This window comes from Nautilia sp. (genome assembly GCF_053994455.1).
Window position 1 is genome coordinate 1 of record NZ_JBMYAU010000084.1, and the last position, 12324, is coordinate 12324.

The following is a 12324-nucleotide window of genomic DNA, read 5'->3' on the forward strand; positions in this document are numbered from 1 at the left end:
CAAGGCTGCCCGGCACTATCCCGCCGCCTAAAACCAGATCAAGTTCGCCGTCGCCTGAACTGAAGCGTTCGATTTCCTCTTTTTCTATTTCATCGAATTTTAGAATATTCGCTTTTTTTACCGAAGGTTTTGAAGATGGTTTTTCTTCTTTTACCTCCACAAAACTATCCCATCCGCCGCATGCCGGGCATTTGCCCCTCCACTTTGCGCTTTTGTAACCGCACTCTACACATTCGTAAACGGTTTTTTTCTTAGCCATCAATCACGCTTTGAATGTTTTTGTTGTATTCTATCATCTCCCCGGTGCTTGAAATAATAAGCAGATATATTATCCTCCACGCGGTAATTGCGGTTATTAGCAGTATTATGTATATTAAAATAATCCATTTTTGTTCGTTTAGGTTTATACTTTCCTCATCTTTAAATTTTACGGTGACAAGTCCGGTAAAGGCGAAAATGATTACCGCCGTTCCGAAATAAAAAATAATGTCAGTCATAAAGCCCTTCCAAAATCCCTTCTATAAATTCGTTTTTGTCGAATTTTATAAGATCTTCGGGTTTTTCCCCCACACCGACAAAATAAATAGGAAGTCTTAATTCGTTTGCGATTGTAAAGATGCTTCCCCCTTTTGCGGTGCCGTCGAGTTTTGTAATTATAACGCCGTCCACACCGACAATTTCTTTAAATACTTTCGCCTGATTAATTGCGCTACTTCCCTGCGTTCCGTCTATAATCAAAACGATTTTGTGAGGTGCGTTTTCATAAGCTTTTTTTGCGACGTTTACTATTTTTTTTAGTTCGTTTTGCAGATTGGTTTTATTGTGCAAGCGTCCCGCCGTGTCTATAATCGCTATGTCGATGTTTTTTGCTTTTGCACTGGCAATAGTGTCGTAGGTTACGGCTGCCGGGTCATGTCCCTGTTTTGTTTTTACGATGGGAACGTTTAAAATTTCAGCCCATTTTGTAAGCTGTTCTATTGCGGCCGCCCTGAACGTGTCGGCGGCTCCGAGTATTACATTTTTGCCTTCGTTTTTGAATTTGTGGACCAGTTTTGCGATTGTTGTCGTTTTTCCAGCGCCGTTTACGCCGATTATAAGAAAAACGAACGGTCTGTCGTTTATTTCTATGTCGTTTTTCGGGGTGTCGAAAACCCATAAAAGCTCTTTTTTTAATTTTTCTTTAGTAACTTCTTCGGGAAGTTTTTGTATTATTTTTTCGACGAGATCATAATCCACATCCGCTTCCAAAAGAGCCTCTTCTATTAAATCCCTTTGAATTTTTTCTTTTTTCTGGGCTCCTACGACGCTTTTTATGGCCTCTTTTGTCTTATTAAGACCTTTTTTTATAAATCCGAGCATTAAAATCCCTCCGCTTTTAAAATTTCATAAGGTGTAAAATTTTCATATTTTACGGTTTTGTTTTTATCGAGCACCACGATTGTCGGATAGTACTGAATATTAAAATACTTTTCCAGGTACGGCGAATTTATTTGGTAAAATTTGACGTTTAGTTTTTTCAGCACCAGTTTTTCCGCTTTTGAAAAGGTGTTGTTGTTTTCAAACAGTAGCACCGTTTTGTTTTTAGGGTATATCAGTCTGTTTTCTTTAAATTTCAGTTCCAAATCTTTCAGTTTTATTGTTATTACACTGTTTTTTTTAGGAGGTTTTTTTTGTATCACCTCTTTTTGTACGGGTTCTGAATGTTCCTGTTTTGTGTTTTTAAAACATCCTGTTAACGACAAAAATAAAATAAATGCTAAAATATATTTCAAAAAAACTCCTTTTTCGTAATTTTATCATAAGGCGTCGTAAATGAATAATGCAGAAATGAAAATAAAAAGCGAATTTAGAAAAATTTGTTTAAATGCGGGTTCGTTCAACAGATATTATTATTCCAAAAAAATAGGATGGAAGCTGTATGAGGTGTGTAAACCTTACAAAAACATTCTTTTTTTTATCCCTCTTAGAAACGAACCCGACATACACTGGGTTTTGAAAAGGTTAAGAAAGGAAAAAAAGAATATTTTTGTTCCGTTTATGGAGGATTTAAGCTTTAAGATGGTAAAATATCAGTTACCGCTTGTTAAAAAAATTTTTTCCATATTCGAACCTGTCAATAAGCAAAAAACTTTTACTAAAGTGGATTTAGCGGTTGTTCCCGTGGTCGGAATCGATTTGTGTTTTAGAAGAGTGGGTTTCGGTAAGGGAATGTATGACAGGTTTTTTGAAAATTTAGGCTACAGGCCCGAAATTGTTTTTGTGCAGTTGAAAACATGTTTTTCTAACCGCAGGCTGACTCAAAGGCATGATGTAAAAGCTGACGGGTATATAAGTTTTAATATTTATAAAAGGAGAAAAAATGACGGTTTTAATAATTTTAGTCGTTATGATATTATCCGCTCTCGCGGGATTTTTTATAGCGAAAAAAATGGATACGGCAAAGTACGAAATTTATGTGGAACAGGCGAAGGCTAAGGCGAAAGCTATAGAGCATGAAGCCGAGATACTGCTTGAAAATACGAAAGCGAAGGCTAAGGAGATTGAACTCGAGGCTAAAAATTCTTATGAACTTCAGGAGATGAAACTCAAACAGGAGTATGAGAATAAACTGAATGAAATTTTAAAAAAAGAGCAGGAAATTGAAGATCTTATACAAAAACACATGAAAAAAGACGAGGAAATTCAAAAAAAGCTCGATAATATATCCAAGGAAAGAGAAGCGGTTGAAAAACTTAAAGAGCAGTACAAAAATAAACTGAAAGAAGCCCAGAAAATTCTTGAAAACGGAGCCGGGCTTACAAAAGAGGAGGCGAGGGAGATTCTTCTTAATAAAACCGAAGAGGAACTCAGAGACGAAATAGCGCACCTGACAAGAAAAATTTTAAAAGAAGCCCAAAACGACGCCAAAAGAAAGGCCGAATTTATCATAGCGCAGGCCACTACAAGGTATGCCGGTGATTTTGCGGGCGAGAGACTTATAAATGTCGTTCCGATTGGAGATGACGAAATGAAAGGGAGAATTATCGGTAAGGAGGGGAAAAACGTTAAAACGCTCGAAATGGTGACGGGCTGCGACATTATTATTGACGACACCCCCGGGGCCGTAACTGTTAGCAGTTTTAACATATACAGACGCCAAATTGCCGTAGAAACAATTAAAAGACTCGTTGAGGACGGCAGAATACAGCCTGCGAGAATAGAGGAGATTTATAAAAGGGTAACCGAGGAATTCGAAAAAAGAGTTACTAAAGAAGGTGAGGAGATTTTAATAGATTTAGGACTTTCAAACGCAGGTATCCATCCCGAAATAGTCAAGCTTATAGGCAGACTGAGATACAGGGCGAGTTACGGACAAAACGCGCTTGCACACTCTTTGGAAGTCGCCCATTTAGCCGGTATAATGGCCGCTGAAATGGGAGGAGGCGAGCTGCTTGCCAAAAGGGCCGGGTTGTTACACGACATAGGAAAGGCTCTTACGCATGATTTCGGGGGGGATCACGTAACCTTGGGATATGATCTTTGCAAAAGATATAAAGAGCCGGAAGTCGTGCTAAACGCGATAAAGGCGCATCACGGGCATGTAGAGCCTACGAGTATCGAATCCGCCGCCGTATGTGCGGCGGATGCACTGAGCGCCGCGAGACCGGGTGCGAGACGGGAAGTGCTTGAGGCGTTTTTAAAACGGGTTGAATCTCTTGAAAATATTGCAAAAAGCTATATAGGGGTAATTAACGCCTATGCTTTGAATGCCGGAAGGGAAATAAGGGTTATAGTTGAAGCCGATTTAGTAAATGACGACGAAGCGGTGCTTCTTGCAAGGGACATAGCTAAAAGAATAGAAAATGAAGTAAGCTTTCCCGGGGAAATTAAAGTAAACGTCATAAGGGAAAAAAGAGCCGTGACATACGCCGCGGCGTAGATTAAGGATGTGAAATGGAAATAGTCGTTAGACCGTGCGGGGAGTTTTATACAAACTGCTATATAATCGACAGAAAGATAATAATCGACCCGGGGGTGGGGGCTTTTGAGTTTGTGAAAAAACACGTCAAAGAACCGGTTGCTGTAATAAACACGCACGGACATTTTGATCACGTATGGGATAATAAAAAGATAAAAGAATTCTATAATATACCGATTTATATTCATACAAAAGATGCCTTTATGCTTGAAAAGGACCCGTTCGGGTATGATGTTCCCGAGTCGAAGGCAGATTTTTTAATGGAGGAGGGTGTGTATAAAATAGGTGATTATGAGGTTTTAATAAGACATTTTCCGGGGCATACTCCGGGAAGTGTCACCGTCGAGATAGGTGAAAATATGTTCAGCGGGGATTTTATATTCGACGGCGGTATCGGAAGGGTTGATTTTCCATATTCCAATCCTTCGGATATGAAAAAATCGATTGAAAAATTTTTGCAGATACCTTATGACAAAAAAATACTGCCGGGCCACGGTCCGACTACCACCGTGGCAAAAGCGAAAAAGTTTTTGCCCGTGTGGCTTGATTATCTGTAAAGTTTGATTAAAAAAACGGGAAAATCCCGGTGTTTTTTAATAATATGTATTATTTTGTATTCCATTTTCCATTTTTTAAAATACTCTTTTAATTCGTCTTTTTCAAATCCGAAATGTTCAACGTCGTCGTTTCCGCGTGTATGAAACGTTCCGTCTTCCTTTACGAGATCAGCAAGAAAAACTTTATCCGAAACGGTGTAAAGTTTTTCGGCCAAGGATTTTATCTCTTTTATATGGTGCAGTGTCATAGATGAAATGACTATGTCGAATTTTTCGTCCATTTCAAAAATATCTTTTTGAAAGGCTTTTGCGTTGAGGTTCAGTTTTTTTGCTTTTTCGTTGAACTTTTCCACCATTTTGGCCGATGTGTCTATTCCGAGCACACTTTTGACAAAAGGGGCTATGTTTAAACCTACAAGTCCGGTTCCGCATCCGAATTCTAAGACTTTTTCATTTCCTTTAAGATGAGGTATGATGTTTCTTACCACCGATTTGGCAAGATTAACCCGCCTTGGCAGTTCATCCCAGGTAATTGCATCTTTATCAAACCTGGTGGCCGGTTTTTTATTTTTCATTGCAGCTTCCGTTTAAAGTTTAATGCCGTAATCTTTGAAAGCCCTATGAATATGACTCATCTGTTCGGATTTGGATCTGCACCATTCGGGGGCCAATAAATTTTCAGTCCCTGCCGTCATTCTCTGTATTGAGATATGTTCCGGCAGCATTTTAACGGCTTTTATAAGTGTGTCGATGTATGTTTTTTCATCTATCGGAGTAAAATTGCCTTTTTTATATTCCAAAGCCAAAAGGGTGTTTTCCGTTACGTACAAAGGGTGGAATTTAACTGAATCTATATTAAGAGCAATTGTGTCTTTTACGCTTTTTAACATGATTTCCTGTGTTTCTCCGGGCAGTCCGAAAATAAGATGTCCGCACACGTTTAAGCCGAGTTTTTTTGTTTCGGTTACGGTTTTTACGACATTTTCGAAATCATGGCCCCTGTTTATTTTTTTTAACGTTTCGTCATCGGAGGTCTGAATTCCGTATTCAATCCAGATTTCGTGTTTTGCATTTAGTTTTTTCAAATAATCCAGGGTTTCGTCGGTAATGCTGTCCGTTCTCGTACCTATGCTGATTCCTATGACGTTTGGAAACGAAAGAGCTTTGTCATAAAGTTTTTTTAAAGTCTCAAAAGGTGCGTAAGTGTTTGTGAAACTTTGGAAATAAACGATATATTTTTCAGCCCCGTAATATTTTTTTAACAAAGGGACGGTATTGAAAAACTGTTCTTCAAGCGCTTTTAACTGTTTTTGAAGAAGGGGGTTTTCTTTTGAGTTTAAATTGAGCGTGAATCTTTCTTTTGCAAAATTTGGGGAAAAACTTTCATTTTCGCAAAACACGCAGCCGCCTCTTGCGACGGTTCCGTCGATATTCGGGCATGTAAAGCCGGGAATGGAAACCGGTACTTTTTTGATTTTTGTTTTGAATTTTCTCTTAAGGTATTTGCCGAACGTATATAATCTATCCATCTATCCTCTTTTTTGCCACTTTATATCAAAAAGTTCCGATTTAATCAAGAAAAACTGTTTTCCTTATCTTTTCATATCGGATAATTGTCATCAAAACACGCAAAGCAGTAGTTGTCTTTTTTGTCTTTTACCGCTTTTACTATTGATTCAATAGAAAGATATGCAAGGGAGTCCGCCTCGATATATTTTGCTATCTCTTCGGTTGAGAGTTTTGAGGCTATAAGCTCTTCTTTTGTGGGTGTGTCTACTCCGTAGTAGCAGGGACCCGTGGTGGCCGGAGAGGCAATTCTCATATGTACTTCTTTCGCACCGGCTTCTTTTAACATTCTCACTATTCTTCTGCTTGTCGTACCCCTCACTATACTGTCGTCTATCACCACAAGTTTTTTACCAGCTATTTTATGTTTTATGGGTGAAAGTTTCATTTTTACTTTCAGATCTCTTATCTCCTGTGTAGGTTCTATAAACGTCCTTCCGACATAATGATTTCTCATAATTGCCATTTCAAAAGGAATACCGCTTTCTTGTGCGTATCCCAAAGCCGCGGCAACACCGCTGTCGGGAACGGGGACAACCATGTCGGCGTCTACGGGAAGTTCGCGTGCAAGTTCCCTTCCCATCTGTTTTCTGACGCTGTAAACGTTTTTACCGAAAATGTTTGAATCCGGTCTTGCAAAATAAATATATTCGAAAATACACTGTTTCGGTGTCGGTTCGAAAATCATTTCGCTTTTTATTTCGTCGTTTTCAAAAGTAATCATCTCCCCTGGTTTAACATCCCTTACGTATTCGGCCCCCACAAGTTCAAACGCGCAGGTTTCGCTGGCTACTATATACCCGCCGGATTTCAGTTTTCCGAGTGAGAGGGGTCTGAATCCGAAAGGATCGCGAATCACAAACATTTTGCTTCTGCTGAGAATCACCAGGGAAAATGCGCCTTTTATTTTTTTGACTGCGTCTATAATTCGGTCTTTAAGCCTTTTTTTCTCGTAATTTTTAGCAATCAGGTGTATTAAGTTTTCAGTATCCATATTTGTCTGGAATATAGCGCCTTTTTTAATCAGCTCTTCCCTGATTTCCCTGGCGTTTACGAGATTTCCGTTGTGTACTATGGAAATTTCACCGAGTCCGTATCTGGCGAATACGGGCTGGGCGTCTAAGATGGAATCGTCTCCGGCTGTGGAATACCTTGTATGTCCTACGGCCATATTGCCTTTTAATATTTTAAAGTGCTCTTCTTTAAAAATCTGGGTTACCAGACCCCTGTCTTTAACCGTTTTTATATGTTTTCCGTCGCTGCTGCTTATGCCGGCCGCTTCCTGACCTCTGTGCTGCATGGCAAAAAGCGCGTAAAAAGCCAGTTTGCTGGAGTTTTCATTTCCGTAAATACCTACTACCGAACACATTTGTTTTTCCTTTATATTCCTAATGCATCATTAATCGAATAAAGCCCCGGCTGTTGTTTAATCAGCCATTTTGAAACTTTTATCGCGCCTCTGGCGAACGTTTCCCTGCTTGTTGCCGTATGGTTTAATTCTAAAAATTCGCCTTCGTTGTAAAAACCTACGGTGTGTCTTCCGACTACGTCCCCGCCTCTTAGGGCGAATACTCCGATTTCATTCTTTGTTCGTGCGCCTACATGACCGCTTCTGCCGGTTACCATCACCTCTTTGAGATTAAGGCCTCTGGCTTTTGCGCAGCTTTCCGCCAGTGTCAGCGCCGTACCGCTTGGCGCATCCACTTTGTATCTGTGATGCTGTTCTACGATTTCTATATCAAAATCTTTTAACTTTTCACTTACTGTTGCCACGAGTTTGTTTAAAACCGCAACGCCTAAACTCATATTCGTGGCATATAAAACCGCCGTTTTTTGCGACACTTCAAGCATTAAGTTTTTTTGGTGGTCATTCAGTCCGGTTGTTGCGATTACAAGAGGTTTCGGATTTTCTGTCGCCGCTTCAAGAAGAGACTGGGTTGCCGCGGGGGCAGAAAAGTCTATTACGATATCACAGTTTTCAAGAAGTGTTTGGGCATCGTTTGTAATAACGGTTTCTTTTTCGAATTCAACCGTCTGTTTTCCCTCAAACATTACCGCCCCAAGCGAATCGTTCGAGTTTTTTATAATGTTTACAAGCAGCTGACCGACCCTTCCGGTTGCGCCTACGATTCCATATTTCATAAAATTCCTTTTTTTTAGAAATTATAACAAATTAGTCATTTTCTTTTATAAATTTTACGGCGTTTAATGCCGCTACCGCACCGTCTCCCGCCGCACTTACAACCTGTTTGACACTGTTTTGCCTTACATCGCCTATCGCATAAAGTCCATCAAGAGAAGTTTGCATATTTAAATCTACTTTTACTTCGCCGTATTCATTCAATTCACATAATTTTTTTACAAGAGCAGAATTTACGTTCATTCCCACAAACACAAAAACGCCGTCGACTTTAAGCTCTCTGATTTCACCGTTTTGATTTATTACTGCGGTATTTAGAAAAGGGGCACCTTTAACTTCTTTTATTGTCGTGTTGTAAATAATTTCGATATTGTCTTTTTTTATAACTTTTTCAATTGTAAGAGGTGATGCTTTAAATTCGTCCCTTCTGTGGATCAGATATACTTTTTTTGCAATATGGCTGAGATAAAGGGCTTCTTCAAGGGCGCTGTTCCCGCCTCCCACTACGGCGACGTTCATATTTCTGTAAAAGTAACCGTCGCATACCGCGCAGTAGCTCACCCCTTTTCCGATATATTCTTCTTCCCCTTTGAATCCGGCTTTTTTAGGTGTGGCTCCGGTTGCCAAAATTACAGCTTTACTTTCATATTCGTTTTTAGCGGTTTTCACTGCAAATATGTTGTTGTTTTTTTCTATGCTTTTAACTTCTTTACTGACGATTTCAGCTCCGAATCTCATAGTCTGTTCCGGCCAGCACTGCATAAGTTCAAGGCCGCTTTTCACTTCGCATACTCCCGGGTAATTTTCTATTTCGCTGCTTTGCGTTATTTGTCCCCCGGGAGTCAGTTTTTCTATTATCAGGGTTTTAAGTCCCATTCTGCCTGCGTAAAGCCCTGCACTCAAACCCCCGGGGCCCGCACCTATTATAATTAAGTCATACATTTTCTCTCCTTAAATTGACATTGAAAAGCGGATGTTTTTCCGTTTTCCAATGTCAATTTTCAATAATTTCAAGAGGGCTGTCCTGTTTGTATAATTTTTTATTGTACCGTTTGATGTTTAAAGCAACGGGTACCTGATATATATTTAAAAACTGGATAATTTTAATTATAGTATTTATTCCGGCGGTTGTATAGATAATATGTTTATAATCTTTTCTCTGCTGGTAAATATCTACCGCCAAGATCGGATATTTAGGACGGATTTTTTTAACAAGTTCGTTAATATCGTTCATTCTTGATGAGAAAACAATAAGCGTATACTCTTTTTCTTTCGGTTCGAAAATTTTATGTTTTTCGTAAAGGACTATTTTGTTAAAGTCAAGAAACTTATATTCTTTGAATTTGTAGTTGTAATAAAAGAAAAAAGCGGCAACCATCAGCGCTCCGAAGAAGGAGCTGAAAGTATAAAAAAACCTGCTTTTCAATTATGAAAGAAGAGCTTCAATTTTTTCAACGTACATCTGTTTAGGCGCTGCGCCTATCATAGCGTCAACGGCTTCGCCGTTTTTGAAAAATATCACCGTAGGAATGCTTCTGATTCCGAACTGTCCCGCAATTTCAGGCGCTTCATCGGTGTTTACCTTACCTACCACAACACCTTTTTCTTTGTATTCTTCCGCCAATTCTTCAATAATAGGGGCTATCATTCTACAAGGTCCGCACCAAGGCGCCCAGAAATCAACCACTACCACGTTGTTGTTTTTTACTGTATCTGCAAAGTTTTGCGCATTTAATTCTAATGCCATAAAATCTCCTTAAAATTTTTAGTTATTATACACAAAAAAAGATAAAAACCCTCATTTATAAGAAAAATTTAATTTTTTGATAGTTATTAGTTAACTGCCAAAAGCCAAATAAAGCGACTGACACTTTTTATATATATGAATAAAAGCCCGGAAAAGGGCGGGATTAATGATCCGCGTTGTCGTTTACGTCTCTTACCGCAAATACGGAGTCAAGAATCGAATAAATTGCAATACCAAGACCAAGACAGCCGATTACTATTAATATTTCCATTGTATGTGCCGGAACATAAGCATAAGGTGTCGTTTCGGCAAGGTTGTAAATACCGGTAGCCTGTGGTCCTAACCCGTCAACTCTCGCAGTCATAGGATATACGTTTCCTCCGTAAATAAATGCCTGTCTCATAAAGAATGTACCTATTATTGCGGAGACCGCACCTATTACTGCCAGTGTTTTGTTTTTAGTAAGCCAAAGTACAACAGGAACCGCTAACCCTAAAACAATCCATGTCCAGTACATTGTAGCTACGGGACTTCCGCTTAAAATTAACGATGTCCATTTAGAATCCACACTCATATAGTTTACAATTTCGTATAAACCGGTCAACACCGCAATTACAAGCCCGGCTTTAATCAACAGATTCATAGTTTCTTCATAATAAGGTTTGTTTTTTAATCCTAAGAAACTGTAAAGCATTGCACCGGCAACACCTGTTAACGCACCCGTAATTAAGAAATAGATCCAAAGCTGAGGAATATCGGTCCATAAATGTCTCGGATCGTTTAAATTAAACAAAAGACCCTGGATGTAAAATTCTGCGGCATCTATTATAATACCCAATATAACAAGCACACCGGCAATTTTTCTCGCCATATCTCTGTTGTTTGTTAGAAGGAAGTAAATTTCAATAAACGTAAACGGAATATATACCGTATATAAAGGAAGCATTAGCCACATACCGCTTTGCGGCTGAGGATTTAATATCATCCAGTAAATGTTTATCTGGTTTGCAAGGTCGGTTGCGATTGAAATCAAACCGCCGAAAACCATAGAAATACCGAATGTAATGAAAGCGGCCGCAACTTTAGGAGCTATTTTCACATGGAACAGTTCAGCTAAAGCCGTAAGGAAAATAAGGGCACTACCTCCGTATAACAGGTATGTGTACTGAGATACGAAAATACCCCAAGGCTCCGCTTTGTTTACCTCTTCGATGTGTTCTAAGTGAAAAATCTGCTCTTTGAGTGCCATCGCAATTTGTTTAGTGTCTTCAAGGTGTCCCGCCGCTGCGATTACTCCGGCGTTGTTTACGAAATCGTGTGCCCATCTGAGGGCAAATATTTCATACCATCCTATAACCCCTATGGCAAGTAAAACATAAGCTATTAACATTGTTTTGTTAAATAAAAGCTGTGTAATACTGACTTTTCTTATATTAAGCCCGCAACAATTGATATATTCGTTCATAATAGCTCCTTACGCTTTTTTCCACTCAGGCTTTTTCGCATTCGCCTCAGCTTCGTATTTGGCTTTAAAATCAGCCCATTTGTGTCTTTTTACGTTTCCAAGTGTTCTTTTTGCGTATTCTTCGTCTTCAGGTACAAGATAGAACAGTTTAGGAAGTGTTCCTTCGTCTTCTTTAAGTACGAAAAACTCTCTTTTTTCAAGCACTTTTACTATATCCGAATTAGGATCTTCGAGATCCCCGAATGTTCTGACTTTCGTAGGACATGTGGCGCTGCATGCCGTAGTTCCGTATTCCTGGATTCTTCCGTCACAGAACGTACACTTATCAACCGCGTGTTTAGTTTCATCTACAAATCTGGCTTCGTAAGGACATGCCTCCATACAACCTTTACAGATAATACACATATCATAATCAACTTTTACAATTCCGCCTTCTACAAAATGAGAAGCGCCCGTCGGACATACAGTAATACAAGGGGCGTCTTCGCAGTGGTTGCACTGAGACGGATAAAAATTTAAAAAGGCATCGGCTAATATTGTACCGCCTTCAACTATACCAACCCAGATTCTCTGCTTGTCAGCACCGAGCATTACTCCGTTTTCGTCTTTACATGCGACTTCGCATGCTCTACAGTCTATACAGTTTTGATATTCTAATGCCATTGCGTAATTAGCCATTTTTTACACCTTTCTGATTGTTACAAAAGTTTCGTTCATACTTGCCGCTCCGATAATCGGATCAGTATGATCTTCCGCTATTACAGCCTGAGAAATACCGTTGTTTCCACCAAGTGTCAGCATCGGTGATTTGCTTCCCATTCCCGTTGCAACAAAAATCGTATCTTTTCTTATTCTCTTTGTAGGGTACACTTTTCCTCTTACTTTCTGACC

At 39.4% G+C, this 12324-nt stretch carries 16 protein-coding genes and 1 pseudogene; 3 read left to right on the forward strand and 14 right to left on the reverse strand.

Annotated elements, in window-relative coordinates:
• The 4 genes and pseudogenes from ACXJIE_RS06270 to ACXJIE_RS06285 all read right to left on the reverse strand — a co-directional run.
• Window positions 1-259: pseudogene (locus ACXJIE_RS06270) on the reverse strand (DNA repair protein RadA); the annotation flags it as partial.
• On the reverse strand, window positions 252-497 hold the full coding sequence (locus ACXJIE_RS06275) for a hypothetical protein (RefSeq protein WP_456480110.1): 246 nt from the start codon (window positions 495-497) through the stop codon (window positions 252-254). The gene ACXJIE_RS06275 and the pseudogene ACXJIE_RS06270, both read right to left, overlap by 8 nt.
• Window positions 490-1359, reverse strand: a complete 870-nt coding sequence (gene ftsY / locus ACXJIE_RS06280) for a signal recognition particle-docking protein FtsY (protein WP_456480111.1) — start codon at window positions 1357-1359, stop codon at window positions 490-492. The genes ACXJIE_RS06275 and ftsY overlap by 8 nt, the downstream gene beginning before the upstream one ends.
• Window positions 1359-1772 (reverse strand): hypothetical protein, encoded by a 414-nt coding sequence (locus tag ACXJIE_RS06285; RefSeq protein WP_456480112.1) that lies wholly within the window; start codon window positions 1770-1772, stop codon window positions 1359-1361. Before ACXJIE_RS06285 ends, ftsY begins: the two co-directional genes overlap by 1 nt.
• A gap of 40 nt (window positions 1773-1812) precedes the next feature.
• On the opposite strand from ACXJIE_RS06285, the gene ACXJIE_RS06290 reads away from it, so the two are divergent.
• From ACXJIE_RS06290 to ACXJIE_RS06300, 3 genes are read left to right on the forward strand one after another with little or no spacing between them, the layout of a single operon-like run.
• Window positions 1813-2475: a 5-formyltetrahydrofolate cyclo-ligase gene (locus ACXJIE_RS06290; RefSeq protein WP_456480113.1), complete on the forward strand. Its 663-nt coding sequence runs from the start codon at window positions 1813-1815 to the stop codon at window positions 2473-2475.
• The gene (rny, locus tag ACXJIE_RS06295; RefSeq protein WP_456480114.1) at window positions 2360-3919 is read left to right on the forward strand and encodes a ribonuclease Y; all 1560 of its coding nucleotides are present in this window, start codon (window positions 2360-2362) and stop codon (window positions 3917-3919) included. Before ACXJIE_RS06290 ends, rny begins: the two co-directional genes overlap by 116 nt.
• Before the next feature lie 14 nt (window positions 3920-3933).
• Complete coding sequence (locus ACXJIE_RS06300) at window positions 3934-4515, forward strand: MBL fold metallo-hydrolase (RefSeq protein WP_456480115.1); 582 nt, start codon at window positions 3934-3936, stop codon at window positions 4513-4515.
• On the opposite strand, the gene ACXJIE_RS06305 is transcribed toward ACXJIE_RS06300, so the two are convergent.
• The 10 genes from ACXJIE_RS06305 to ACXJIE_RS06350 form a co-directional block, all read right to left on the reverse strand.
• The gene (locus ACXJIE_RS06305) at window positions 4506-5090 is read right to left on the reverse strand and encodes a class I SAM-dependent methyltransferase (protein WP_456480116.1); all 585 of its coding nucleotides are present in this window, start codon (window positions 5088-5090) and stop codon (window positions 4506-4508) included. The two genes, ACXJIE_RS06300 and ACXJIE_RS06305, sit on opposite strands and share 10 nt — an antisense overlap.
• Before the next feature lie 12 nt (window positions 5091-5102).
• Window positions 5103-6044, reverse strand: coding sequence for a tRNA modification radical SAM protein MnmL/YtqA (mnmL, locus tag ACXJIE_RS06310; protein ID WP_456480117.1), 942 nt, complete (start codon window positions 6042-6044; stop codon window positions 5103-5105).
• A 71-nt stretch (window positions 6045-6115) separates the two neighbouring features.
• Window positions 6116-7450, reverse strand: coding sequence for an amidophosphoribosyltransferase (gene purF / locus ACXJIE_RS06315; protein ID WP_456480118.1), 1335 nt, complete (start codon window positions 7448-7450; stop codon window positions 6116-6118).
• A gap of 11 nt (window positions 7451-7461) precedes the next feature.
• Window positions 7462-8223 (reverse strand): 4-hydroxy-tetrahydrodipicolinate reductase, encoded by a 762-nt coding sequence (gene dapB / locus ACXJIE_RS06320; protein WP_456480119.1) that lies wholly within the window; start codon window positions 8221-8223, stop codon window positions 7462-7464.
• Between the two features lie 31 nt (window positions 8224-8254).
• Window positions 8255-9163, reverse strand: coding sequence for a thioredoxin-disulfide reductase (gene trxB / locus ACXJIE_RS06325; RefSeq protein ID WP_456480120.1), 909 nt, complete (start codon window positions 9161-9163; stop codon window positions 8255-8257).
• Window positions 9164-9215: 52 nt separating this feature from the next.
• Window positions 9216-9599 carry a hypothetical protein gene (locus ACXJIE_RS06330; RefSeq protein WP_456480121.1) on the reverse strand — a complete coding sequence of 128 codons (384 nt, stop codon included), beginning with the start codon at window positions 9597-9599 and terminating at the stop codon, window positions 9216-9218.
• Window positions 9600-9647: 48 nt separating this feature from the next.
• Window positions 9648-9968 carry a thioredoxin gene (gene trxA, locus ACXJIE_RS06335; protein ID WP_456480122.1) on the reverse strand — a complete coding sequence of 107 codons (321 nt, stop codon included), beginning with the start codon at window positions 9966-9968 and terminating at the stop codon, window positions 9648-9650.
• A gap of 163 nt (window positions 9969-10131) precedes the next feature.
• On the reverse strand, window positions 10132-11433 hold the full coding sequence (locus tag ACXJIE_RS06340) for a polysulfide reductase NrfD family protein (protein ID WP_456480123.1): 1302 nt from the start codon (window positions 11431-11433) through the stop codon (window positions 10132-10134).
• Between the two features lie 9 nt (window positions 11434-11442).
• Window positions 11443-12111, reverse strand: coding sequence for a 4Fe-4S dicluster domain-containing protein (locus ACXJIE_RS06345; protein WP_456480124.1), 669 nt, complete (start codon window positions 12109-12111; stop codon window positions 11443-11445).
• A gap of 3 nt (window positions 12112-12114) precedes the next feature.
• The coding region (locus tag ACXJIE_RS06350) for a hypothetical protein (RefSeq protein ID WP_456480125.1) at window positions 12115-12324 on the reverse strand (210 nt) is incomplete at its 5' end.

Excerpts from the sequence above, each read along its gene's own strand:
- ACXJIE_RS06275 (WP_456480110.1), bottom strand. The coding sequence starts at position 497 with ATGACTGACATTATTTTTTATTTCGGAACGGCGGTAATCATTTTCGCC.
- ftsY (WP_456480111.1), bottom strand. The coding sequence starts at position 1,359 with ATGCTCGGATTTATAAAAAAAGGTCTTAATAAGACAAAAGAGGCCATA.
- ACXJIE_RS06290 (WP_456480113.1), top strand. The coding sequence starts at position 1,813 with ATGAATAATGCAGAAATGAAAATAAAAAGCGAATTTAGAAAAATTTGT.
- rny (WP_456480114.1), top strand. The coding sequence starts at position 2,360 with ATGACGGTTTTAATAATTTTAGTCGTTATGATATTATCCGCTCTCGCG.
- ACXJIE_RS06300 (WP_456480115.1), top strand. The coding sequence starts at position 3,934 with ATGGAAATAGTCGTTAGACCGTGCGGGGAGTTTTATACAAACTGCTAT.
- ACXJIE_RS06305 (WP_456480116.1), bottom strand. The coding sequence starts at position 5,090 with ATGAAAAATAAAAAACCGGCCACCAGGTTTGATAAAGATGCAATTACC.
- mnmL (WP_456480117.1), bottom strand. The coding sequence starts at position 6,044 with ATGGATAGATTATATACGTTCGGCAAATACCTTAAGAGAAAATTCAAA.
- purF (WP_456480118.1), bottom strand. The coding sequence starts at position 7,450 with ATGTGTTCGGTAGTAGGTATTTACGGAAATGAAAACTCCAGCAAACTG.
- dapB (WP_456480119.1), bottom strand. The coding sequence starts at position 8,223 with ATGAAATATGGAATCGTAGGCGCAACCGGAAGGGTCGGTCAGCTGCTT.
- trxB (WP_456480120.1), bottom strand. The coding sequence starts at position 9,163 with ATGTATGACTTAATTATAATAGGTGCGGGCCCCGGGGGTTTGAGTGCA.
- ACXJIE_RS06330 (WP_456480121.1), bottom strand. The coding sequence starts at position 9,599 with ATGGTTGCCGCTTTTTTCTTTTATTACAACTACAAATTCAAAGAATAT.
- trxA (WP_456480122.1), bottom strand. The coding sequence starts at position 9,968 with ATGGCATTAGAATTAAATGCGCAAAACTTTGCAGATACAGTAAAAAAC.
- ACXJIE_RS06340 (WP_456480123.1), bottom strand. The coding sequence starts at position 11,433 with ATGAACGAATATATCAATTGTTGCGGGCTTAATATAAGAAAAGTCAGT.
- ACXJIE_RS06345 (WP_456480124.1), bottom strand. The coding sequence starts at position 12,111 with ATGGCTAATTACGCAATGGCATTAGAATATCAAAACTGTATAGACTGT.